This is a genomic window from Stutzerimonas kunmingensis (assembly GCF_032106285.1).
Classification (GTDB): domain Bacteria; phylum Pseudomonadota; class Gammaproteobacteria; order Pseudomonadales; family Pseudomonadaceae; genus Stutzerimonas; species Stutzerimonas kunmingensis_B.
The window spans coordinates 223,371-246,242 of sequence record NZ_DAMCPO010000002.1 but is presented as its reverse complement, the minus strand read 5'-3'; the positions used below and the strand labels follow the sequence as shown (position 1 = coordinate 246,242).

23 protein-coding genes are annotated in these 22,872 nt (G+C 63.4%); 13 read left to right on the top strand and 10 right to left on the bottom strand.

Annotated elements, in window-relative coordinates:
* Positions 1 to 24 precede the first annotated feature (24 nt).
* The 10 genes from RT582_RS02825 (at position 25) to RT582_RS02780 (ending at position 8,879) form a co-directional block, all read left to right on the top strand.
* A complete protein-coding gene (locus RT582_RS02825) occupies positions 25 to 714 on the top strand; it encodes a YggS family pyridoxal phosphate-dependent enzyme (protein WP_278447119.1) in 690 nt (229 codons plus the stop codon).
* A gap of 10 nt (positions 715 to 724) precedes the next feature.
* The gene (proC, locus tag RT582_RS02820; RefSeq protein ID WP_313476498.1) at positions 725 to 1,549 is read left to right on the top strand and encodes a pyrroline-5-carboxylate reductase; all 825 of its coding nucleotides are present in this window, start codon (positions 725 to 727) and stop codon (positions 1,547 to 1,549) included.
* Positions 1,550 to 1,599: 50 nt separating this feature from the next.
* Positions 1,600 to 2,190 carry a YggT family protein gene (locus tag RT582_RS02815; protein ID WP_313476495.1) on the top strand — a complete coding sequence of 197 codons (591 nt, stop codon included), beginning with the start codon at positions 1,600 to 1,602 and terminating at the stop codon, positions 2,188 to 2,190.
* A gap of 270 nt (positions 2,191 to 2,460) precedes the next feature.
* Positions 2,461 to 4,428 (top strand): dynamin-like GTPase family protein, encoded by a 1,968-nt coding sequence (locus RT582_RS02810; RefSeq protein ID WP_230357528.1) that lies wholly within the window; start codon positions 2,461 to 2,463, stop codon positions 4,426 to 4,428.
* Positions 4,429 to 4,556: 128 nt separating this feature from the next.
* Positions 4,557 to 5,696, top strand: coding sequence for a homoserine O-succinyltransferase MetX (gene metX, locus RT582_RS02805; protein WP_014818742.1), 1,140 nt, complete (start codon positions 4,557 to 4,559; stop codon positions 5,694 to 5,696).
* A 9-nt stretch (positions 5,697 to 5,705) separates the two neighbouring features.
* Positions 5,706 to 6,305, top strand: coding sequence for a methionine biosynthesis protein MetW (metW, locus tag RT582_RS02800; RefSeq protein ID WP_023446081.1), 600 nt, complete (start codon positions 5,706 to 5,708; stop codon positions 6,303 to 6,305).
* 26 nt (positions 6,306 to 6,331) lie between these two features.
* Positions 6,332 to 6,754 carry a DUF4426 domain-containing protein gene (locus RT582_RS02795; protein ID WP_023446082.1) on the top strand — a complete coding sequence of 141 codons (423 nt, stop codon included), beginning with the start codon at positions 6,332 to 6,334 and terminating at the stop codon, positions 6,752 to 6,754.
* Complete coding sequence (gene rdgB, locus RT582_RS02790) at positions 6,751 to 7,344, top strand: RdgB/HAM1 family non-canonical purine NTP pyrophosphatase (protein ID WP_313476493.1); 594 nt, start codon at positions 6,751 to 6,753, stop codon at positions 7,342 to 7,344. The genes RT582_RS02795 and rdgB overlap by 4 nt, the downstream gene beginning before the upstream one ends.
* Positions 7,341 to 8,546, top strand: coding sequence for a radical SAM family heme chaperone HemW (gene hemW, locus RT582_RS02785; RefSeq protein ID WP_313476491.1), 1,206 nt, complete (start codon positions 7,341 to 7,343; stop codon positions 8,544 to 8,546). The genes rdgB and hemW overlap by 4 nt, the downstream gene beginning before the upstream one ends.
* Before the next feature lie 9 nt (positions 8,547 to 8,555).
* Positions 8,556 to 8,879, top strand: coding sequence for a DUF3392 domain-containing protein (locus RT582_RS02780; protein WP_003303164.1), 324 nt, complete (start codon positions 8,556 to 8,558; stop codon positions 8,877 to 8,879).
* Between the two features lie 165 nt (positions 8,880 to 9,044).
* Here the strand turns inward: RT582_RS02780 and RT582_RS02775 are convergent, their stop codons facing one another.
* From RT582_RS02775 to RT582_RS02750, 6 genes are all read right to left on the bottom strand, one after another.
* The gene (locus tag RT582_RS02775; protein ID WP_023446085.1) at positions 9,045 to 9,407 is read right to left on the bottom strand and encodes a DUF5064 family protein; all 363 of its coding nucleotides are present in this window, start codon (positions 9,405 to 9,407) and stop codon (positions 9,045 to 9,047) included.
* 251 nt (positions 9,408 to 9,658) lie between these two features.
* On the bottom strand, positions 9,659 to 10,996 hold the full coding sequence (locus tag RT582_RS02770) for a DUF1329 domain-containing protein (RefSeq protein WP_044314787.1): 1,338 nt from the start codon (positions 10,994 to 10,996) through the stop codon (positions 9,659 to 9,661).
* A gap of 223 nt (positions 10,997 to 11,219) precedes the next feature.
* The gene (trmB, locus tag RT582_RS02765) at positions 11,220 to 11,936 is read right to left on the bottom strand and encodes a tRNA (guanosine(46)-N7)-methyltransferase TrmB (RefSeq protein WP_044314788.1); all 717 of its coding nucleotides are present in this window, start codon (positions 11,934 to 11,936) and stop codon (positions 11,220 to 11,222) included.
* Between the two features lie 65 nt (positions 11,937 to 12,001).
* Positions 12,002 to 12,796 (bottom strand): thiazole synthase, encoded by a 795-nt coding sequence (locus tag RT582_RS02760; protein WP_014818734.1) that lies wholly within the window; start codon positions 12,794 to 12,796, stop codon positions 12,002 to 12,004.
* A 74-nt stretch (positions 12,797 to 12,870) separates the two neighbouring features.
* Positions 12,871 to 13,086: a sulfur carrier protein ThiS gene (thiS, locus tag RT582_RS02755; protein WP_256364880.1), complete on the bottom strand. Its 216-nt coding sequence runs from the start codon at positions 13,084 to 13,086 to the stop codon at positions 12,871 to 12,873.
* Between the two features lie 73 nt (positions 13,087 to 13,159).
* Positions 13,160 to 13,534, bottom strand: coding sequence for a DUF423 domain-containing protein (locus tag RT582_RS02750; protein WP_014818732.1), 375 nt, complete (start codon positions 13,532 to 13,534; stop codon positions 13,160 to 13,162).
* 68 nt (positions 13,535 to 13,602) lie between these two features.
* Here RT582_RS02750 and mtgA point away from each other — a divergent pair, with 68 nt between their 5' ends.
* The 3 genes from mtgA (at position 13,603) to RT582_RS02735 (ending at position 19,133) form a co-directional block, all read left to right on the top strand.
* Positions 13,603 to 14,331 carry a monofunctional biosynthetic peptidoglycan transglycosylase gene (gene mtgA / locus RT582_RS02745; protein ID WP_234174502.1) on the top strand — a complete coding sequence of 243 codons (729 nt, stop codon included), beginning with the start codon at positions 13,603 to 13,605 and terminating at the stop codon, positions 14,329 to 14,331.
* Between the two features lie 124 nt (positions 14,332 to 14,455).
* On the top strand, positions 14,456 to 16,384 hold the full coding sequence (gene dibA / locus RT582_RS02740) for a phosphodiesterase DibA (protein ID WP_313476488.1): 1,929 nt from the start codon (positions 14,456 to 14,458) through the stop codon (positions 16,382 to 16,384).
* 178 nt (positions 16,385 to 16,562) lie between these two features.
* The gene (locus RT582_RS02735) at positions 16,563 to 19,133 is read left to right on the top strand and encodes a hybrid sensor histidine kinase/response regulator (protein ID WP_313476487.1); all 2,571 of its coding nucleotides are present in this window, start codon (positions 16,563 to 16,565) and stop codon (positions 19,131 to 19,133) included.
* An 85-nt stretch (positions 19,134 to 19,218) separates the two neighbouring features.
* Here the strand turns inward: RT582_RS02735 and rpoH are convergent, their stop codons facing one another.
* The 4 genes from rpoH to ftsY all read right to left on the bottom strand — a co-directional run.
* Entirely contained in the window at positions 19,219 to 20,073 is an 855-nt protein-coding gene (rpoH, locus tag RT582_RS02730; protein ID WP_031298050.1) for an RNA polymerase sigma factor RpoH, read from the bottom strand.
* 111 nt (positions 20,074 to 20,184) lie between these two features.
* A complete protein-coding gene (gene ftsX / locus RT582_RS02725) occupies positions 20,185 to 21,204 on the bottom strand; it encodes a permease-like cell division protein FtsX (RefSeq protein WP_221103523.1) in 1,020 nt (339 codons plus the stop codon).
* On the bottom strand, positions 21,201 to 21,872 hold the full coding sequence (gene ftsE / locus RT582_RS02720) for a cell division ATP-binding protein FtsE (RefSeq protein ID WP_003297174.1): 672 nt from the start codon (positions 21,870 to 21,872) through the stop codon (positions 21,201 to 21,203). The genes ftsX and ftsE overlap by 4 nt, the downstream gene beginning before the upstream one ends.
* Positions 21,869 to 22,872: signal recognition particle-docking protein FtsY (gene ftsY / locus RT582_RS02715; protein WP_313476485.1), on the bottom strand; the 1,004-nt coding region annotated here is incomplete at its 5' end. The genes ftsE and ftsY, both read right to left, overlap by 4 nt.

Sequence of the window (22,872 nt, the reverse complement as noted above, 5' to 3'; positions counted from 1 at the left end):
AGACCCAAGGCGGCGGCGCAAGTAATGTCCACGATAGAGAAGAATATTGCAAAGGTCGCAGCGCGCATCCGTGAGGCGGCGCAAGCTGTGGGACGCGACCCTGCTTCGGTCGGCCTGCTGGCGGTGAGCAAGACCCAGCCGGCCGCCGCCATTCGCGAGGCCGCCGAAGCCGGCATGCGCGATTTCGGCGAAAACTATCTGCAGGAAGCGCTGGACAAGCAGGCCGAGCTGAGCGAGCTGCCGCTGACCTGGCACTTCATCGGACCGATCCAGTCGAACAAGACCAAATCCGTCGCCGAACACTTCGACTGGGTGCATTCGGTGGATCGCCTGAAGATCGCCCAGCGCCTGTCCGATCAACGTTCAGCCGAACTGCCGCCGCTGAATATATGCCTGCAGGTGAATGTCAGCGGAGAGGCGAGCAAATCCGGCTGCGCGCCAGAGGAACTGCCGCAGCTGGCACAGGCTGTCGCCGCGATGCCGCGTCTGCGCCTGCGTGGACTGATGTGCATTCCCGCACCGAGCGAAGACCCCGCCGAGCAGCGCGCCGCCTTTGCCCGCCTGCGCGCATTGCGCGATGAACTGCCACTGACACTGGATACGTTGTCCATGGGCATGAGCCAGGACCTCGAAGCGGCAATTGCCGAAGGCGCGACCTGGGTCCGCATCGGCACCGCACTGTTCGGCGCCCGCGACTACGGACGCACTCAATAAAGGAATCGCTATGACCTCACCCCGCATCGCCTTCATCGGCGCCGGCAACATGGCTGCCAGTCTGATCGGCGGGCTGCGCGCCAACGGCGTCGCAGCGGACGCCATTCGCGCCAGCGATCCAGGCGCCGAGCAGCGCGCGAAAATCAGCGCCGAGCACGGCATCCAGACGTTCGCGCAGAACGCCGATGCACTGGCCGGCGCCGACGTGGTGGTGCTGTCGGTCAAGCCGCAGGTCATGCAGGCGGTCTGTCAGGATCTGACTCCTCATCTGGCCCACGGCCCCCTGATCGTCTCGATCGCCGCCAGCATCAGCTGCGACAGCCTGCAGCGCTGGCTGGGCCCGCGCCCTCAGGCAATCGTGCGTTGCATGCCCAACACGCCGGCCTTGCTGCGCCAGGGCGTCAGCGGCCTGTTCGCCAATACCCAGGTCAGCGACACGCAGAAGCAGCAGGCCGAGCAACTGCTGTCGGCCGTCGGTATCGCGCTATGGCTCGAAGAAGAGCGTCTAATCGATGCGGTAACCGCCGTTTCCGGTAGCGGTCCTGCCTATTTCTTCCTGCTGATCGAAGCGATGACGGCTGCCGGACAGCAGCTCGGCCTGCCCCGCGAGACCGCCGCGCAACTGACCATGCAGACCGCGCTGGGCGCAGCTCGCATGGCTTGCGAAAGCGACGTCGATGCCGCCGAACTGCGGCGTCGCGTCACCTCGCCGAACGGAACCACCGAAGCGGCGATCAAAGCCTTCCAGGCGGGCGGCTTCGAGCAACTGGTGCAGCAGGCGTTGAACGCGGCCGCACAACGCTCGGCCGAACTGGCCGAACAACTGGGTCAATAGGTCTGTTGACGCTTCGTTCGCGACGAAACAACAGCCTCTAAGGAGCATTCATGTCCCAACTCTCGCAAGCCCTGATCCTCGTCATCCAGACGCTGGGCAGCCTCTATCTGCTGATCGTGTTGCTGCGCTTCATCCTGCAGCTGGTACGCGCCGACTTCTACAACCCGCTCAGCCAATTCATCGTCAAGGCAACCCATCCACTTTTGCGGCCGATGCGCCGCATCATTCCGAGCATGGGCACGCTGGATATTTCTTCGCTGATCCTCGCGCTGATCGTGCAGACGGTGCTGATGGCGCTGATCCTGCTGATCGCCTACGGCACCATCGGCAATCCCTTGCTGTTGCTGGTCTGGGCGCTGATCGGCATCACTGGGCTGTTCCTCAACATCTTTTTCTGGGCGCTGATTATCAGCGTGATCCTGTCCTGGGTCGCGCCGGGCAGCCATAACCCAGGCGCACAGCTGGTCAGCCAACTCTGCGAGCCGGTCCTGGCGCCGTTCCGCCGCCTGCTGCCGAACCTCGGCGGACTGGATATCTCGCCGATCTTCGCCTTCCTGGCGATCAAGCTGCTGGACATGCTGGTAGTCAACAACCTGGCCACCATGACCCACATGCCGAACATCCTGCGCATGCTCATCTGAGACGCCGTTCATGCTTTGCTGCCAAAGCGGCACCGAGGAGCCAAAAGCGCCTCGGAATGCCGCATGGCTGCACGTAGACTTCAACTTCTCGGCTTTTTCCATCCTGCCTCGTACTTTGCTGCGGGGTGTGAACGAGGACATCGACTCGAACCGAGCCGCCCATGACCGCCCATGCCGCCAGCAAGGCCGCTCGGTCACGTCAGGCTTCGATTGAATTGACCTTGTAACGGCGGGTCCGATAATTCGCCGAATCACACCTCCGGGAGCTGGATGAGCATGGAACGTCTCGATCGACAAGTGGACGCCTACGTCACCTGGAAGCGTGACCTCATTCGTGAGATCACCCGCTACCGCAGCTGGCTGGCGCATAACCGGCTTTCCAGCGAGGGCGTCGAGGCGCGCCTGGAACGAGCGCTGCGGGTGTTGCGCACCGATCACATCACCCTGGCTTTCGTCGGCGAGTATTCGCGCGGCAAAACCGAGCTGATCAATAGCCTGTTCTTCTCCAACTACGGTCAGCGCATCCTGCCTTCACGGGCTGGCCGCACCACCATGTGCCCCACCGAACTGCTGTTCGATCCGCGTTCGGAACGCTCCTACATCCGCCTGCTGCCCATTGAGTCGCGCCTGGAAGACACCAGCATCGCGCAGCTCAAGCGCACACCGCGACTCTGGCTCAATCTCCCGCTCGACCCGCATGACCCGGAAAGCATGGCCGAAGCTTTTGCCCAGGTCGCGTTGACCAAGGCCATGCCGGTGGAACAGGCGATTCAGCTGGGCTTTGACCCGGCCGGCCTGGAAAGCAGCAGCAGCGGCGATACCGTACTGGTCCCGGCCTGGCGCCACGCCGTGGTCAACTTCGACCACCCGCTGTTGCGTCAGGGCTTGCGCATTCTCGATACGCCCGGGCTGAACGCGCTGGGCAGCGAGCCGGAACTGACCCTGTCGATGCTGCCCAATGCCCAGGCAATCGTGTTCCTGCTCTCTGCCGACACCGGTGTCACCGCCAGTGACATGCAGATCTGGCAGCAGCACATCCGCCAGCTCGACGAAGATACGCAGAACAGCCTGTTCGCCGTACTGAACAAGATCGACGTGCTCTGGGACGATGTTGCCGGAGAGACCTTCGTGCAGAAGGCCATCGAGGATATCCGTGACACCACCGCGCAACAGCTGGGCATTGATTGCGCCGACGTCCTGCCGCTATCGGCCAAACAGGCGCTGATGGCGAAGATTCGCGGTGACCAGGCGCTGCTCGAACGCAGCCAGCTGGCACGGCTGGAAGAGTTGCTCAGCCAGCGCATCCTCACGCAGAAGGAACGCCTGCTCGAAGACCAGGTGGTGCAGCAGGTGATGGCGCTGCTGCAGAACAGTCAGCATGCCCTCAAGCTGCGCCTGGAAAAGGTCATCGAGCAGCGCGATGTGCTGGCCAGTCATCAGGAAGGCAGCGGGCAGATGCTGCTCGAACTCACCGCGCGTACGCGGCACGATCACAACCGCCACCACAAGCGCCTGCTCGACCTGAAGACCAATCAGCGCCTGCTGCAACGCCAGGGTGAGCTGCTGCGCACGGCAATACGGGCCGAACGCCTCGAGGAGCACCTGACCCGGTTGCGACGCAGCCTGACCGGCAGCCTGACCACGCTGGGCATTAACCTGGCGATCCTGCACTTCTTCCGCTCGGTGGAACAGGACCTGGGCATCCTCGAGCAGGAGGCGGAAAGGGCCAACAAGATGGTTTCAGCGATCTACCGGCGGCACAGCGAAGAAAACCCCCTACAGGGTATCGACCCGCCGTTGTTCCAGTTGCTGCCTTATCAGCGCGAGCTGCGCAGCCTGCAAGGCAAGGCCGATCAGTTCCGCCTGCAGTTGAAGACCCTGCTCACCGAGCAGCGAACACTCACCAGACGCTTCTTCTCTACCCTGGTGCAGGAGGTCATCGGCATGCACCAGCGGCTGCGCCAGGAAGCCGAACAGTGGGCTGGAGATGCGCTGACGCCGCTGCTGCAGTTTTCCCTGGAACACAAGCAACAGCTGGAAACCCACATCCTGCAGTTGAAGAGCCTGGCCAGGGAGAGCCAGCAGAACAGCCAGCGCGGACAATTGCTGACGCGCTACAGCGGCGAACTGGAGCTGCAACTGGCACAGGCCGCGGAAATGCTCCGCGCGCTGCGCCGACCGGCGCCGCTGCGGCGGCAGGGCAAGGTGGTCAGCCTGACCAGCGCGCAGATCAGCTAAAGCTGTCGCCATTTCGTCGCAGCCCGCGAGGAAATGGCGAGAGCCCCGCTCGCCGTTGCATTTCAGGATGAATTGCAACGCGCATACCTTTAGACTTTGCCGCCTTCTTCAAGCAAGAGCCAGGGTCGATGCCCACTGCAATTCCCGCCGATTCCGTTGGCCTGGTGAGTCCGCAGGTCGCGCATTTTGCCGAACCACTGACACTCGCCTGCGGCCGTACGCTGGCCGATTACCAGCTGATCTATGAAACCTATGGCGAGCTGAATGCCGCGCGCAGCAATGCCGTGCTCATCTGCCATGCGCTCTCTGGCCACCATCATGCCGCCGGCTACCACAGCATGGACGACCGCAAACCCGGCTGGTGGGATTCCTGCATAGGCCCGGGCAAGGCCATCGATACCGATCATTTCTTCGTCGTCAGCCTGAACAACCTGGGCGGCTGCAACGGTTCGACCGGCCCCAGCAGCACCAACCCGGCCAGCGGCAAGCCCTACGGTGCAGACTTCCCAGTGGTGACAGTGGAAGACTGGGTGCACAGTCAGGCACTTCTGGCCGACCGCCTTGGCATCGCCCAATGGGCAGCGGTGATAGGCGGCAGCCTGGGCGGCATGCAGGCCTTGCAATGGACCATCAGCTACCCTGAGCGAGTCCGCCACTGCCTGGCCATCGCCTCGGCGCCCAGGCTGTCGGCACAGAACATCGCCTTCAACGAAGTCGCGCGCCAGGCCATCCTGTCCGACCCGGAATTCCACGGCGGCCATTTCCAGGAGATGGGCGTGATTCCCAAGCGCGGCCTGATGCTGGCGCGCATGGTCGGCCACATCACCTACCTGTCCGATGACGCCATGGGCACCAAGTTCGGTCGCGGACTCAAGAGCGAGAAGCTCAATTACGACTTCAACAGCGTGGAATTCCAGGTCGAAAGCTACCTGCGCTATCAGGGCGAGGAGTTTTCCGGGCGCTTCGACGCCAATACCTACCTGCTGATGACCAAGGCGCTGGACTACTTCGACCCGGCGGCAGCCCACAACGACGATCTGGCCAAGACCTTCGAGGGCGCCCAGGCGCGCTTCTGCGTGATGTCCTTCACCACCGACTGGCGCTTTTCGCCGGAGCGCTCGCGGGAAATCGTCGACGCCCTGCTCGCTGCGCGCAAGGATGTCTGCTACCTGGAGATCGATGCGCCGCAGGGCCACGACGCCTTCCTGATCCCCAATCCCCGCTACCTGCAAGCCTTCCGCGGTTACATGAACCGCATAGCCGTATAAGGAACGAAGATGCGCGCCGATCTGGACATCATCCAAGAGTGGATTCCGGCCGGCAGCCGAGTTCTCGACCTCGGCTGCGGCAATGGCGAGCTGCTGGCCTGGCTGCGCGATCACAAGCAGGTCAGCGGCTACGGCCTGGAAATCGACCCGGACAACATCGCCGCCTGCATCGACAAGGGCGTCAACGTCATCGAGCAGAACCTCGACCTGGGCCTGGGCAACTTCGCCAGCGACAGCTTCGACATGGTGGTGATGACCCAGGCGCTGCAGGCTGTGCATTATCCCGACCAGCTGATGAAGGAAATGCTGCGCGTCGGCCGCCAGTGCATCATCACCTTCCCCAACTTCGGCCATTGGCGCTGCCGTTGGTACCTTGCGAGCAAAGGCCGCATGCCGGTGTCGGAGTTCCTCCCCTACACTTGGTACAACACGCCGAACATTCACTTCTGCACGTTCGAGGATTTCGAGCGGCTGTGCCAGGAAAGCGGTGCCAGGGTACTCGAACGCCTGGCAGTCGACCGCGATCATCGGCATGGCTGGGCTAGTCGCATATGGCCGAATCTGCTGGGTGAAATCGGCATCTACCGCGTCACCGGGCCATCCCGCTGAGCGGCTTCAACGCTGGAGGTAAGCACATGAAACGCATCCTGATCGGTCTGTTGGCCGCACTGCTCACATTGCCGGCGCTGGCCGAGCGCAAACACAGCGTCGGCGAATACGACGTCCACTACAGTGCCTTCAATTCGGGCTTCCTGCAGCCGGACATTGCCGCCGCCGCCGGGCTCACGCGCAGCAAGACCCAGGGCGTAGTCAACGTCTCGGTGATCAAGGACGGCAAGCCGGTCGCGGCGCAGGTCAGCGGTGTAGTGAAGAACCTGCTCGGGCAGGATCGCCCGCTGGGCTTCAAGCAGCTCAAGGAAGGTGACGAGGCGATCTATTACCTCGCGCAGTTCCCCTTCGACTCGCAGGAAACCCTGCGTTTCGCCCTCACCGTTCAGCCGACCGGCGCCGAGCCGTTCAGCTTCGAGTTCAACCAGGAATTCTTCCCCGACCGATGATGCCTTTTTCCGAACTGGTACTGGCCAGCCACAACGCCGGCAAACTCAAGGAGCTCCAGGCCATGCTCGGTGACGCGGTTCGCGTGCGCTCGGTGGCCGAGTTCAGCACCGTCGAGCCGGAGGAAACCGGTCTTTCCTTCGTCGAGAACGCCATTCTCAAGGCGCGCAACGCCGCGCGGATATCCGGTCTACCGGCGCTCGCCGACGACTCCGGCCTGGCCGTCGACGCCCTCGGCGGCGCACCGGGCATCTACTCGGCGCGCTACGCCGATGGCCAGGGCGATGCCGCCAACAACGCCAAGCTGCTGGACGTCCTGCGTGAGGTTCCGGATGCCGAACGCGGCGCGCAGTTCGTCTGTGCCCTGGCGCTGGTGCGCCACGCCGACGATCCACTGCCGATCATCTGCGAAGGCCTCTGGCACGGCCGCATCCTGCATGCGCCGCGTGGCGAGCACGGCTTCGGCTACGATCCACTGTTCTGGGTGCCGGAGTGCGACTGCTCCAGCGCCGAGCTGCCAGCTGCGCAGAAGAACCAGCTCAGCCACCGTGCACGCGCCATGGCCCTGCTCAAGCAGCGGCTGGGGATATGAAAGCGGCAGACTCAGCCCCGCTATGCGCCAGCGAAGGCAACCACGGCACGCCGACAACGGCAGGTTTCGAATTGCCCCCGCTGGCGGCGTACGTACATATTCCCTGGTGCGTGCGCAAATGCCCGTACTGCGACTTCAATTCCCACGCGGCCGGACCCGAACTGCCCGAAGACGCCTATGTCGCCGCGCTGCTGGCCGATCTTCGCGCGGATCTCGAGCACGTCGGGGACCGCCGGCTGAGTTCGATCTTCTTCGGCGGCGGTACGCCAAGCCTGTTTTCTGCCAAGGCACTGGCGGCGATCATCGACGGGCTGGAACGGCTGGTCGGCTTTTCCGAGGACATCGAGATCACCCTGGAAGCCAATCCGGGGACGTTCGAACAGGCCAAGTTCCGCGACTACCGCCAGCTCGGCATCAACCGGCTTTCCATTGGCGTGCAGAGCTTCCAGGCCGACAAGCTCAAGGCGCTCGGGCGCATTCACGACGGCGACGAAGCTATTCGCGCCGCCGACATGGCTCGCGCCGCCGGCTTCGACAATTTCAACCTCGATCTCATGCACGGCCTGCCGGACCAGAGCCTGGAGGATGCGTTGAGCGACCTGCGCATCGCCATCGCGCAGCAACCGACGCACCTGTCTTGGTACCAGCTGACCTTGGAGCCAAACACGGTGTTCTGGAGCCAGCCGCCGCAGCTGCCCGAAGACGATATCCTCTGGGACATCCAGGAAACCGGCCAGACGCTGCTCGCGGAGCACGGCTATCGCCAGTACGAGACCTCGGCCTACGCCCAGCCCGGGCGGCAGGCGCGGCACAACCTGAACTACTGGACCTTCGGCGATTTCCTCGGCATCGGTGCCGGCGCCCATGCCAAGCTCAGCCACGCCGACGGACGCATCCTGCGCAGCTGGAAGACCCGCCTACCGAAGGACTACCTCGATCCGGCCAAGGCCTTCCGCGCAGGCGAAAAGCTGCTGGCAGCGGATGAATTGCCCTTCGAATTCCTGATGAATGTGCTGCGCCTCACCGACGGCGTACCAGCCATGCTGTTCACTCAGCGCACCGGACTGCCGCTGGATGTGCTCGCCAAGCCACGGCGCGACGCCGAAGCGCGCGGCCTGCTCTCGGCTGACCCAGCGCGCCTGGTGGCGACGCCGAAGGGCCAGCTGTTTCTCAACGACCTGCTACAGAGCTTCCTGCCTTAAGGACACCGCATGGATTTGCTACTCGACCTGATCGTCACGCTGTCGCGCTGGAGCCGCAGCCACCTGTCGGATATCTCCCTGGCGCTGATGGCCACACTCTTCGTACTGTTCGGCCCAGCAATCAATACCTGGGTAAAGGGCGCCGTCAGCAGCCTGAACTTCTTTTTCCGCACGCTGATCTTCGTACTGGTCTGCGCGGTGGGCTATGGCCTGGCGATCGTCTTCCTCACCCCGTGGATGACCCAGGGGCTGGCCCACCTGAACAACTACAGCCTGGCGCCGGTGCTGCTGCTGATCTTCTTTCTCATCGGCGTGATCGCCGACCGTAACTAGTGGCCTGGTTGGTAAGGTCAGTTGGTCGACTCCGGCGCCCATGGCCCCGATACTGTGTTGCCGCTCCTTGCCATAGCCCCGCTATGACGCGTCGCAGCGCCTTCTCGGAGCCATGTCCATCCGAACTTGCCTTGACCAACTGACCGCACAAGCCACTTACGCCGCTCAGCCTTCGCGAAGAAATCGATCGAGATCGACGGCCTCGCCCGGCCGATAGCACAGCTGCCGGCGCAGATCCTCGAACAGCGGGTCGTAGATGCCGTGCAGACCGAAGAGGATATCGGCGTCCACCGGCACACCGTGGCGACGCAGGCACTGACGGACGCGCTGCAGGAAGTTGCAGGCAACATCGCGGTGCATTCGAAACTGCTCGTCCACCAGAGTTGCTCCGGCCTCGAAGCGCAGGTGAAAACACGCCCACTGCGGCGCCTCCGGCGTGCCCTCGACACGGTAGTCGAGCTGCAGGTGATAACCCGGTTTCCCGGAAGCGGAAAGGCTGTGGTACTCCAGTTGTCCCGGTCTGAACACGCGGCTCCCTCCTTTGCGAATGGCGCGGCTGCTTGCCCGGCTGTCGGGCCGCCTTTTCAGCGCTACGCAGGCGATCATCCCACTGCCGTGCCAGCCCACTCTTGAGCGAAGTCACTACCCGTGCTCGGCCCCACCGAACAGGAACAACCTTGTAGCCTCACACCGCCGCAGCGGCGCGCGACGGCAGTTCTGGTGGTACGAAAAAGGGCGCCAGCGGCGCCCTTTCGTGCATCTTCTGTTTCTGTCCTTCGTCAGTTGCCGCGACGCAGCGCCTGCGGCGAGAAATCACGCGGGCCGAGCTTGACATTGAAGTCGTACATCGGCTCGTTGTTGTCCAGCCCATCGACGAAGTAGTTGCCGTCCTTGAGGTGGTAGAGCGTTTCCAGCGTGCTGTTGAACATCGGCACGTCGTAATAGCTGATCGGATGGCTTTCCTGCAGGCCGATCAGCTCGCCCTTCTCGTCGTACAGGTCGACGGCAAGGATCGCCCAGCTGTCCTCGTCGATATAGAACCGACGCTTGTCGTAGAGGTGACTGAAGCCCTTGCGCAAAGTCGCCTCGACCACCCACACGCGATGCAGTTCATAGCGCAGCAGTTCCGGGTTCAGGGTGCGTGCCTGGACGATGCTGTCGTAGGGGAGGCCCTTCTGATGCACGGCATAGCTGTTGTAGGGCATCAGCATTTCACGCTTGCCGAGCAGCTCCCACTCGTAGCGATCCGGCGCGCCGTTGAACGAGTCGACCACATCGGCCGTGGCCAAGCCGCTGGTGTCGGGCTGCAAGGAGTCATAAGCCAGTGACGGCAGACGGCGCACGCGGCGATCGTCCGGGCTGTAGCGCCACGCCTTGCGAGTGGTCAGCACCTGATCGAGCGGGTCCTGCACCACCAGTGCCGTACCGGACAGCTTGGCCGGCGCGGTGACACGGTACTTGTAGTACAGCACGGTGTTGTCCAGGTCCGCGTGAGTCATGCCTTCGCGGTTGTAGACGTAATAGATGTGCCGATCACGCTTGATGTAGTTGGCCCGGCCACCGATCACCACTGCCTGGTTATTGATCATGTGGCTCTGGTCACCCTTGTAATGCAGGATGTGATTCCAGATCACCTCGATGCCGCTCTGCGGGATCGGGAAGGGAATGCCGGCTGCCGCGCCCTGGATACCGTTGCCGTTGGCGATGAGCTCGGCGCTGACGGCGTTGTAGCGAGTGGCATCATAGATCCGCTGCGGCACCGAGGCGCTGCGGCGGGTCGGAAATACGCGCAGGTGGTAGTCGGGATAACGCTCCAGCAGCGCCTTCATACCGCCGGAAAGCTGGCCGCTGTACTCGTTGATATTGGTGTGATCGACGCGATAGAGCACTGTATCGGCCGCATACGGGTCGGGATGGTGCATCCCGGGCTGGTAGCCGGCGGGTGCTGCAACGCCCCCGGCCCAGGGCGGGATCGTCCCCGCGGGATTGCCGCCGCGCTCCGCTCCCAGCGGAGTCAGGTCCTGCCCCAGTCGCGCGGCCTGCGTGCTGTCTACCTTCGCCTGTGCCGGTAACGCGGTACAGGCTGCCAACAGCAGAATTCCGATCTTTCCGTACATCGTCTACTCCCCCAATTGCGCACGATGCTGGGCACCGCGTGGCGAGCCCGGCTATCGGCGTTGCATTGTTATATGGTGTGGGCAGGCATGCCGTCCTGGCAGCACTCTTCCCTGGCCGCTGCTGCGGCTCTCGATCTGGGTGTGGCAAGCGACCTGGCTGCCTGGCGCCGCTGATAGGGCAGCCGGGACTAGGTCGCGGGCGTTTCGCTTTTACTGACCGCGCTCAGTCGATGCGCTGGAATTTCAGGTCCCAGACGCCATGACCGAGCCGTTCACCACGGCGCTCGAACTTGGTGATCGGTCGCTCCGCAGGCCGTGGTACGCAACGTCCATCCTCGGCCAGATTGCGATAGCCCGGGGCGACGTTCATCACCTCGAGCATGTATTCGGCATAGGGCTCCCAGTCGGTGGCCATATGCAGCACACCGCCGATCTTCAGCTTGCTGCGCACCAGCTCGGCGAAAGCCGGCTGCACGATACGTCGCTTGTGATGACGGCTCTTGTGCCAGGGGTCCGGAAAGAACAGCAATACGCGGTCCAGGCTGGCATCGGCCACGCAATCGCGCAGCACCTCCAAGGCGTCGCAACTGTAGACCCTGACGTTGTTCAATTTCTGTGACACAAGTCCGCTCAGCAACGCACCGACGCCAGGTTTATGCACTTCCACGCCAATGAAGTCCTGATCCGGCGCCGCGGCGGCCATTTCCAAGGTGGAATGGCCCATGCCGAAGCCGATCTCGAAGGTGCGCGGCGCGCTACGGCCGAACACCTCGTCGAAATCGCGCAGACCGTTCTCGATCTCCAGGCCGAACTTCGGCCAGCCTTGCTCCAGGCCACGCTGCTGGCCTTCGGTCATGCGCCCGGCACGCATCACGAAACTCTTGATGGTACGGCGGTGCTCGGTTTGCTGCGCTTCGGCCGCGGGGTTCTGCTCTGTCATGGTCTACCTGCGAGAAATAAAAAAGCCGGCCCCCGACACAAGATCGGGGCCGGCCACGAATCGTTTCAGCGAATCAGCCCGTCCAGCGGCGACGAGGCGCTGGCGTAGAGCTTCTTCGGCATGCGGCCGGCGAGATAGGCCAGGCGGCCGGCCTCGATGGCGTACTTCATGGCCTCGGCCATCAGCACGGGATTCTGCGCATGGGCGATGGCGCTGTTCATCAGCACCGCTTCGCAGCCCAGCTCCATGGCGATAGTGGCGTCCGAAGCGGTTCCGACACCGGCATCCACCAGCACGGGCACGGTGGCTTCCTCGAGGATGATGCGCAGGTTGTAGGGATTGCAGATGCCCAGACCGGTGCCGATCAGGCCGGCCAGCGGCATCACCGCGATGCAGCCCATCTCGGCCAGCTGGCGGGCGATGATCGGGTCGTCGCTGGTATAGACCATGACGTCGAAGCCGTCCCGGATCAGTACTTCGGCGGCTTTGAGGGTCTCGATCACGTTGGGAAATAGCGTCTTCTGATCGGCCAGCACTTCCAGCTTGACCAGCTTGTGGCCGTCGAGGAGTTCACGGGCCAGGCGGCAGGTACGCACCGCGTCCTCGGCGGTGAAACAGCCGGCGGTGTTCGGCAGGATGGTGTAGCGCTCGGGGCTGATCACGTCGAGCAGATTCGGCTCGCCCGGATTCTGGCCAATATTGGTGCGGCGCACCGCGACGGTGACGATCTCGGCACCCGAGGCCTCAATGGCCGCACGCGTCTCCTCAAGGTCCTTGTACTTGCCGGTGCCGACCAGCAGGCGCGATTGATAGGTGCGACCGGCCAGGGTGAAGGGCTTGTCGTGCGGAACTGGGCGCATGGGAATTCCTCGTTCGGACGTGTTTCTGCGGACTGGGCGCCGCAAGGCGGCGTACTTCGGATGAACGCGACCGGCTAGCCGCCACCGATGGCGTGCACCACCTCGACGTGATCGCCTTCGCTGAGTTCGGTGGTCGCGTGCGCGCTGCGCGGCACGATGTCCCGGTTGAGCTCGACGGCCAGACGGCGTCCGGTCAGGTCCAGACGCACAAGCAGGTCGGCCACCGACTCGCCGGCTGGCAGCTCATAGGGTTCGCCATTCAACTGGATCTGCATGCTGTTCGCCGCCATTGCGAAAAGGGGACGGCATTCTAGCCCGAATCACCCACGCCACCAACGCGAAGCCCGCGGCCGTTCGTCCCGCTCAGCTGCGTATGCGCCAGCCGGCCAGCGCCAGGCAGAGCCAGCCTGCGAGAAAGGACGTACCCCCTAGCGGCGTGATCATGCCCAGTTTGCCGATTCCACTGAGGGTGAGCAGGTAGAGACTGCCGGAGAACAACAGGATACCGGCGACGAACAGGGCACCTGCCGCAGTCAGGAGGCGTCCGGGCCGATGCAACGAAAGCAGCGCGACGCCGAGCAGTGCCAGCGCATGAAGCATCTGGTACTGCACGCCCGTCTGAAACACCGCAAGATAGGCAGCGCTCAACTGGCTCTTGAGGGCATGGGAAGCGAAAGCGCCAAGCGCAACGCCGGTCAAGCCGAACAGCGCGGCAAGGACGATATAAGCACGAATCATTGCCATTTCCGGTCGATGGCCTTAGCGGCCGCTATAATGCCCGCTCTTTTCGCCCACGACCAAGTGCCATGTTGCGAAACCTACTGCTGCGCCTCTCCAAACTGCTGCTCTGGCTGATCGGCCTCTCGGCGCTGCTGGTACTGCTGTTTCGCTGGGTGCCACCGCCGTTCACCGCTTTGATGATCGAGCGCAAGATCGAGTCATGGCGCACAGGCGAAACTATCGACCTGACCCGCGACTGGCGGCCTTGGAAAGTGCTGCCGGACGATCTGAAGATGGCGGTGATCGCCGCCGAGGATCAGAAGTTCGCCGACCACTGGGGCTTCGATGTCGCAGCAATCCGTGCGGCGCTCAGCCACAATGAGCGCGGTGGCTCACTGCGCGGTGCCAGCACGCTGAGTCAGCAGGTGGCGAAGAATCTGTTTCTCTGGTCCGGCCGCAGCTGGCCGCGCAAAGGACTGGAGGCCTGGTTCACTGCGCTGATCGAGCTTTTATGGCCCAAGCAGCGCATCCTTGAGGTCTACCTCAATAGCGTCGAGTGGGGCGATGGCGTCTTCGGTGCGCAGGCGGCGGCCCAGCATCACTTCGGCACCGGTGCACCGTACCTGTCGACCCGCCAGGCCAGCCTCCTCGCCGCAGTGCTGCCCAACCCGCGAGAGTGGAGCGCTGGCAAACCGGGCAGCCACGTGAACAATCGCGCCGCCTGGATTCGGCAACAGATGCGCCAGCTGGGTGGCAGCCACTACCTGCAGCGGATCAAACCGGACCACCCGGACTGGTGGCCGGGCTGGCTCTGAACCAGCATGCAGAACAACCGGCGCAGCAGGATGCAGCACCTCCGGTGCGAGATGACGTGCCTCCCGCTCAGCCAGTGCGATGGGGTTTGACTATGCAGTATCTGGATCGGACCCGAGAGCAACCATGAACACCTACCTCGTCCGGCTAAGTCTGGGCTATTTCTGCCTGGCCATGCTGTGGATTCTCCTCGGCGACATGCTGGTCGGCTACCTCGCTGCAGGCGATAGCCAAACCTGGCAAACGGGCAAGGGAGCGCTGTTCGTGGGGCTTACTACCGTGCTGATATTCCTGCTCGGCCGCCAGCACTTTCGCCGCTTCGACGAACAGCAGCGCGCCCAGCACGTCCAGGAAACCAGCCTGAAGCAGGCCGCCGCAGTCTTCGACAGCACTCAGGAAGGCGTGCTGGTCACTGATCCAAGCCAACACATCGTGCACGTCAATCCGGCGTTCAGCCGCATCACCGGATACAGCACCGAGGAAGTCCTTGAACAGACCCCTAGACTCTTCGCGTCTGGCAAGCACGACGCAGCCTTCTACAACCAGATGTGGCTGGCGCTGAAAGAGCATGGCGAGTGGAGCGGCGAGATCTGGAACCGACGCAAGAATGGCGAGGTGTACCCGCAATGGCAGAACCTGCGCTGCATCCATGACAACCAGGGCCAGCTCAGCCATTACGTGGCGGTGTTCTCCGATCTCTCGGCGCTCAAGCGCTCGCGCGAAGAGCTCGACCAGCTCGCTCATTACGATCCGTTGCTCAAGCTGCCGAATCGGCTGCTGTTCACCGAACGCGCCAAGCAGGATCTCGAGCGCGCCAGGGCCAACAAACGCAGCGGTGCATTACTTCTGATCGACCTCGATCACTTCAAGGACATCAATGAAAGCCTTGGCCACAGCCTGGGCGACGCGCTGTTGCAGGCTGTCAGCACGCGACTGGGCGAGTACCTGGAAGAAGGCATGACGCTTGGCCGACTCGGCGGTGACGAGTTCGCCCTGCTCTGTGAAGGCTACGGCGCGGAGAAGGCCACCTCGCTGGCGTTGCGCATTCTCGACCGACTGAACGAACCCTTCCATATCGCCGACCAGGAGCTGTTCAGCAGCGCCAGCATCGGCATCGTGCTGTACCCCTATCCGACCGACGTGCAGAACGTCGAACAGCTGATGCGCAACGCCGACTCGGCGCTGTTCAAGGCCAAGAACAGCGGCCGCTCAACCTATGCGTTCTATTCCGAGGAACTGACCAGCCAGGCCCGCCAGCGCGTCGAACTGGTCACCGCATTGCGCCAGGCCCTCGAGCAAGGACAGCTGCGCCTGCACTTTCAGCCGATCTACGACCTGCGCGAGGGCACGATCACCGGTTTCGAGGCACTGGTACGCTGGCTACACCCGGAGAAAGGCCTGATCGCACCGGGCATCTTCATTCCCGTCGCCGAGGAAACCGGGCTGATCAGCGCGATCGATCACTGGGTGCTGGAGCAGGCCTGCAATCAGGCTCGAGAGTGGCTTGGCCAGGGTCGCCCGCTTGGCTTCATCGCGGTGAACATCTCCAGCCGCCTGTTCGGCAACGGCGAGCTCGACCTGCAGGTCGCCACCATTCTGGCCCGCTGCGGGCTAGAGGCGCACCATCTGGAACTGGAGATCACCGAAAGCGCGGTGATGCAGGACCCGGACGCCGCCCTGGAGCTACTGCAGCGCCTGCGCGCACTCGGCGTTCAGCTGGCGATCGACGATTTCGGCACCGGCTACTCGTCGCTCCAGCGACTCAAGCGCATGAACGTGCACAAACTGAAGATCGACCAAGGCTTCGTCCGCGGCCTGCCCGACGACCGCGAGGACGCCGCCATCACCCGCTCGGTCATCGGTCTGGCACACAATCTGGGCCTCAAAGTCGTGGCGGAAGGCATCGAGACTGCAGACCAGGCGGCGTTTCTGTTGGCGCAGAATTGCGACTATGGCCAAGGCTACGGCCTTGCACGACCGCAGCCTGCCAGCGACGTCGATTGGCGCCCTGCCGAACTCCGCTACGGGCAGAGTTGCCGCTCGTCCGGAGCCTGATCAGGCGTATATATCAATAGGCCATTACGGCAGGTAAGCTGACAGAACGGTCAACCTCGCCGTCATGGAAGGCCGGGCAATCAGCTTTGCGGCATACTGGCTCGACTGCCGCAGACTGGCACCGATTCCAGGCCTCCGGCGTCCAATTGGTCAACCACCGCGTACCGCAGCGAAGACGATGAGCGATCCAGCGATACACCACAATCAGCCTCACGGCCTGCGACAGCTGTTCAGCTGGCGAAACGGCGTTGCCTGGGGAATGCTGGCGTTCACCCTGCTGGTCCAACTGGTGGTCTGGCAGAGTCTGCGCACCAACGAGGATCGCGCTGCCCGGCAGCAGTTCCAGATGCTCGGCGAGAAGGTCACTGAAGCGATCCGCAAGCGGCTGCGGGACCATGAACAGATCCTGCTCGGCGGCGCCGGTCTGTTCGATGCCGTGGAGAACGTCAGCCGCGAGCAGTGGCGCACGTACGTCGAGCGCTTGCTGCTACCAGACCGTTATCCCGGCATCCAGGGCGTCGGTTTCAGCCAGGCAATTCCGCAGGCCGAACGCGATGCGCATGTCGCACGCATGCGTGCACAGGGTTACCCGGATTACGACATTCATCCGCCAGGCCAGCGGGAGCTCTACACTTCGATCGTCTATCTTGAGCCGTTCCTCAGGCGCAATCTGGCCGCCTTCGGCTACGACATGTATTCCGAGCCGACTCGCCGTCGCGCCATGCAACGTGCCGCCCAGCTCGGCGAAACGAGTATTACCGGCAAGGTGACGCTGCTGCAGGAAACCCATGGCAAGGTGCAGGCCGGTGTGCTGCTCTATGTGCCGGTGTATCGACCGAGCGCGCCGCTGACGACGCCGGAGCAGCGCATGCAGGCGCTGCGCGGCTTCGTCTATAGCCCTTATCGCGTCGAAGATCTGATGCGCGGCATTCTGCGTGCGGCCGATCTGCCGCTGGCGCTGCATATCTACGCCAGTCCCGGTGAAGAGCCGGAACACCTGCTGTACGCATCGAGCGAAGCCCCCGAGCCCGGCAGTGCCCGCTTCAGCCAGTTGCAGCAGCTGGAGCTGTACGGCCAGACCTGGACGCTGCGCATGGATAGCCGGCCCGAGTTCGACGAGCGTTTCCATTCCAACGAGGCACTGGTGTTCGGCCTGGGGCTCGGTCTGAGCCTGCTGGTTTTTTTCCTGACCTCGTCATTGGCGCTGCGCCATAGCCGTGCCCAGGCGCTGGCGAACGAGATGACCCGGCACATACGTCAGAGCAAACACGATCTGCGCTTGAGCGAGGAGCGTCTGTCGCTTGCGCTGAAAGGCAGCAACGATGGGCTGTGGGATCTCGATCTGGAAGCCGGCAGCATGTTCGCCTCGCCCCGCGCCTGGGAAATACTCGGTTATCGTCCCAACGAGCTGACCTGCGACCTCAAACTGTGGGAGCGGCTGACGGTTGCCGAAGACCTAGCGCAGCAGAAGGCGCGCCTGGCCCAAACCATGCTGTCCAATGTCGACCACTTCACCACCGAATTACGGTTGCAACACAAGCATGGTCATGTCGTCCCGGTACTGCTGCGCGGCCATATCCAGCGTGACCCGCAAGGCATGGCCCAGCGCATCAGCGGCACGCTGATGGACCTCACCGAACGCAAGCGCGTCGAGCAGATGAAGAACGACTTCGTTTCCACCGTCAGCCACGAGCTGCGCACGCCACTGACCTCCATCAGCGGTGCGCTCGGGCTGATCGTCGGCGGCGCGCTCGGGGCAGCGCCTCCAGCCATGCAGCAGATGCTCGAGATCGCCTACCGCAATAGCCTGCGCCTGGGTCATCTGATCAACGACCTGCTGGACATGGAAAAGATTGCCGCCGGCAAGATGTCGTTCGAACTGCGCGAACATTCGCTTGGCGACCTGCTCGAGGAATCGCTGGCGAGCAACCAGGCCCTCTGCGAGCAGCATGGCGTGCGCTGTACGCTCGAGCATCCGGCCGATGTGCTGGTCTGGGTGGACAGCCTGCGCCTGCAGCAGGTGCTTGGCAACTTCCTCTCCAACGCCGTCAAGTTCACCCCCGAGGGCGGAGAGATTCGCCTGCACAGCTCCCTGCGTGGGACCAAGGTTCGTATCAGCGTTACCGACCAGGGCCCCGGCATTCCCGAGGCGTTCCGCTCCCGCGTGTTCGAGAAGTTCGCCCAGGCCGATGCCTCCGACAGCCGGCAGAAGTCCGGTACCGGACTCGGACTTGCGATCACCAAGGAGCTGATCGAACGCATGGGCGGTACGGTCGGCTTCGACTGCTTACCCGGCCAGGGCACCACCTTCTGGTGCGAGCTGCCGATCCAGATACCGCCAGCCGAATCGGACTGCCGCGACGGCCAGCCGCGAATCCTGGTCGTCGAAGACGAGCCTGACACCGGCCGTCTGCTGCATATGATGCTGCGCGAGGGCGGCTACGGCGTGGAGCGCGTGCAAAGCCTGCATCAGGCCCGTGAAAAGCTCGCTGCCAGCCATTACGAGGCCATGACACTGGACCTGCACCTGCCCGACGGCAGCGGCATGCAGCTTATCGACGAATTGCGCGATCAACCGGCGATGCAGGATCTGCCCATCGTCGTTATCTCCGCCGCGCACCAGTTCGAGCAGGCACAGTTCCCCGCAGGGATCGTCTGGCTGCACAAGCCGATCACCAACGCCCAGCTGCTGGTCGCGGTTGAACAGGCGCGAGACAACATCCGCCAGGCCAGAAGCAAGCCTCGATAGCCGGGCGGCATCCCGAGCGAACGACAGGCAAAAAAAATCGCGGGAGCCAATGGCATCCCGCGATTCTTTTTCAGCTGACTGAGCATCAAGCCTGAATCGAGCCCTTCAACTTGTTCATCGCATTCTTCTCCAGCTGACGAATGCGCTCGGCCGATACGTTGTACTTGGCAGCCAGGTCGTGCAGGGTCGCCTTGTCTTCGTTCAGCCAGCGTTGCTGGAGAATGTCCCGGCTGCGCTCGTCGAGCCCCTCGAGCGCCGTATGCAGGCTGGAAGTGGAACTGTCGCTCCAGTCGGCATCTTCCAGCTGGCGGGCCGGATCGTAGCGATGATCTTCCAGATAGTGCGCAGGCGACTGGTAGGCGCTGTCGTCGTCGGCATCGGCGGCCGGGTCGAAGGCCATGTCATGGCCGGTGAGGCGGCTTTCCATTTCGCGCACTTCGTGCGGCTCGACGCCCAGGCTATTGGCCACGGCGGTGACTTCATCGTTGTTCAGCCAGGCCAAACGCTTCTTCTGGCTGCGCAGATTGAAGAACAGTTTGCGCTGCGCCTTGGTGGTCGCGACCTTGACGATGCGCCAGTTGCGCAGGATGAATTCATGAATTTCGGCGCGAATCCAGTGCACGGCGAAGGACACCAGCCGCACACCCATTTCCGGATTGAAACGCTTGACCGCCTTCATCAGACCGACGTTGCCTTCCTGGATCAGGTCGGCCTGGGCCAGACCATAGCCGGAATAGCTGCGGGCGATGTGAACGACGAAACGCAGGTGCGCCAGCACCATCTGCCGAGCCGCTTCGAGATCCTGATGATAGAAGAGGCGCCCGGCCAGCTCGCGCTCCTGCTCGACAGTGAGCAGCGGGAGGCTGTTCACGGTCTGCACGTAGGCCTCGAGATTCGCTCCCGGGACTAGCGCTTGAACAGGTTGCAGAGTAGTTGTCATGCAGTACCTCCAATGACGAAGCTGCAGCAGTTTAGCATTGCCGCATGAGACTGCAAGCCTGTGGAAAAGTTCCCTGACACAACTGTCAAGTGATTGTTTTCAAATGAAATTTTATCGAGGAGCCAGCTCGCTCAGATGCCTTGCGACAGCCAGCCAGGCACCGATGTAGCCGAGCAGCACCGCACCGATCACCAGCGATAACGCATCGCCCGCCGGAACGCCTCCCAGGCCGAAATCGCTGCCGTAGAGGCCCGCCAGATTCACCACGGCCTCGTTCAGCCAGCCCAGTCCATAGACCAGCAGCAGCCAGGCGATCAGGCCGGCGCCCAGACCGTAGATGGCACCCATGTAGAGGAACGGACGGCGGACGTAACCATCGGTGCCGCCCACCAGCTTGACCACTTCGATCTCGGTGCGGCGGTTCTCGATGTGCAGGCGGATGGTGTTGCCAATCACTAGCAGCAACGTCGCCACCAGCAACAATGTCAGGCCGAAGACGAAGCGGTCGCCAAGCTTGAGAATAGCGGTCAGCCGCTCGACCCAGAGCAGATCCAGCTGAGCCAACTGCACGCCGGGCAGCTCGGCCAGCTGCTGACGCAGCGCTTCGAGCTTGTCCTTGTCCACCTCTTCGGGTGTCACGATGACCACGCCGGGCAGCGGATTGTCCGGCAACTCCTTGAGCGCTTCGCCAAGCCCGGACAGCTGCTGGAACTCGTCCAGCGCCTGCTCGCGGCTGACCCAGTCCGCCGCTGCCACGTCGGGCATGGCGGCAACCTCGTCACGCAGGCGCTCGCCAGCGTCGCCATCCACCTCAAGCTGCATGAACAGCGAGATCTGCGCGGCACGCTGCCACGAGCCACCGAGCCGTTCGACGTTGTCCAGCAGCAGCGCCAGGCCCATGGGCAGGCTCAACGCCACGGCCATCACCAGGCAGGTGAAGAAGCTGCCGATCGGCTGCTTGATCAGACGCCCGACGCTGTCGACCAAACTGGCGCGATGACTTTCCAGCCAGGCATGGAACAGCGTCTTGAAGTCCGGCTCGTCGCCGCGCGGCTGCTCCGGCTTCTTCACCGAACCGCCGACGCGCTCGGCCGTGCTCGGGTTGGTCTTGGGATTGCGTTCGCTGCTCATCGGCTGGCCTCCCCGTCGCCGATCAGGCGACCACGTTGCAGGGTCAGCATGCGATGACGCATCCGCGCGATCAGCGCCAGATCGTGGCTGGCGATCAGCACGGTGGTACCCAGGCGATTGATGTCTTCGAACACGCCCATGATCTCCGCAGCGAGTCGCGGGTCGAGGTTGCCGGTCGGTTCATCGGCGAGCAGCAGGGCCGGCCGGTGCACCACGGCGCGAGCGATGCCGACACGCTGCTGCTGACCGGTGGACAGGTCCGCCGGATACTGCAGCGCCTTGTCCTTGAGGCTGACGCGCTCCAGCGCGGTCATCACCCGCTGGCCAATCTCGCGCTTGTTGAGCCCGAGAATCTGCAACGGCAGGGCGACGTTGTCGAACACCGTGCGATCGAACAGCAACTGGTGATTCTGGAATACCACGCCGATCTGCCGGCGCAGGAAAGGAATCTGCGCATTGGTGATGCGCGACAGGTCCTGCCCGGCCAGCAGCAGCTTGCCGCTGGTGGGACGCTCCATTGCCAGCAACAGGCGCAGCAGCGTGCTCTTGCCGGCGCCGGAATGGCCGGTGACGAAGAGGAATTCGCCACGGCGCACCTGGAAGGAAAGCTCATGCAACCCGATGTGGCCGTTGGGGTAGCGTTTGCCGACCTGTTCGAAACGAATCATGCGCCGTCCCGCTGGGCGAAAAGCGCCTTGACGAAGGCATCGGCCTCGAACGTGCGGAGATCGTCGATCCCTTCGCCGACGCCGATGTAGCGGATCGGCGTGCCGAACTGCTTGGCCAGGGCGAAGATCACACCGCCCTTGGCGGTGCCGTCGAGTTTGGTCAGCACCAGACCGGTCAGCTCGACCGCCTGATTGAACTGTTTGGTCTGGTTGATGGCGTTCTGGCCGGTGCCGGCGTCGAGCACGAGCAGGACCTCTTGGGGAGCCGACTCGTCGAGCTTGCCCATCACCCGGCGGACCTTCTTCAGCTCCTCCATCAGGTTGTCCTTGGTGTGCAGCCGGCCAGCGGTGTCGGCGATCAGCACATCGATGCCCCGCGCCTTGGCCGCCTGCACCGCATCGAAGATCACCGAGGCGGAGTCGGCACCGGTGTGCTGTGCGATCACCGGAATGCTGTTGCGCTCGCCCCACACCTGCAATTGCTCCACCGCCGCGGCGCGGAAGGTGTCGCCAGCGGCGAGCATGACCTTCTTGCCTTCGAGCTGCAGCTTCTTGGCCAGCTTGCCGATGGTGGTGGTCTTGCCGACACCATTCACCCCGACCACGAGGATCACATACGGGCGCTTGCCACTGTCGACCACGAGCGGCTGCTCGACCGGCTTGAGCAACCCAGAGAGTTCTTCCTGCAGCGCGGTATAGAGCGCGCCACTGTCGGCCAGCTCCTTGCGCGACACGCGGCGCGTGAGGTTCTGCATGATCGCCGTCGTCGCCTCGACACCGACGTCGGCGGTGAGCAGACGGGTTTCCAGTTCGTCGAGCAGGTCATCGTCGATGGCCTTCTTGCCGAGGAACAGGCTGGCCATGCCTTCGCCGATGCTCGAGCTGGTCTTGGTCAGCCCTTGCTTGAGGCGGGCGAAGAAGCCGAGCTTGGCCGGTGCCTCGGCGGGCGCTGCCGCGGCGACCGGCACCGGCGCTATCTCCGGCTCCGGCTCCGGCTCCG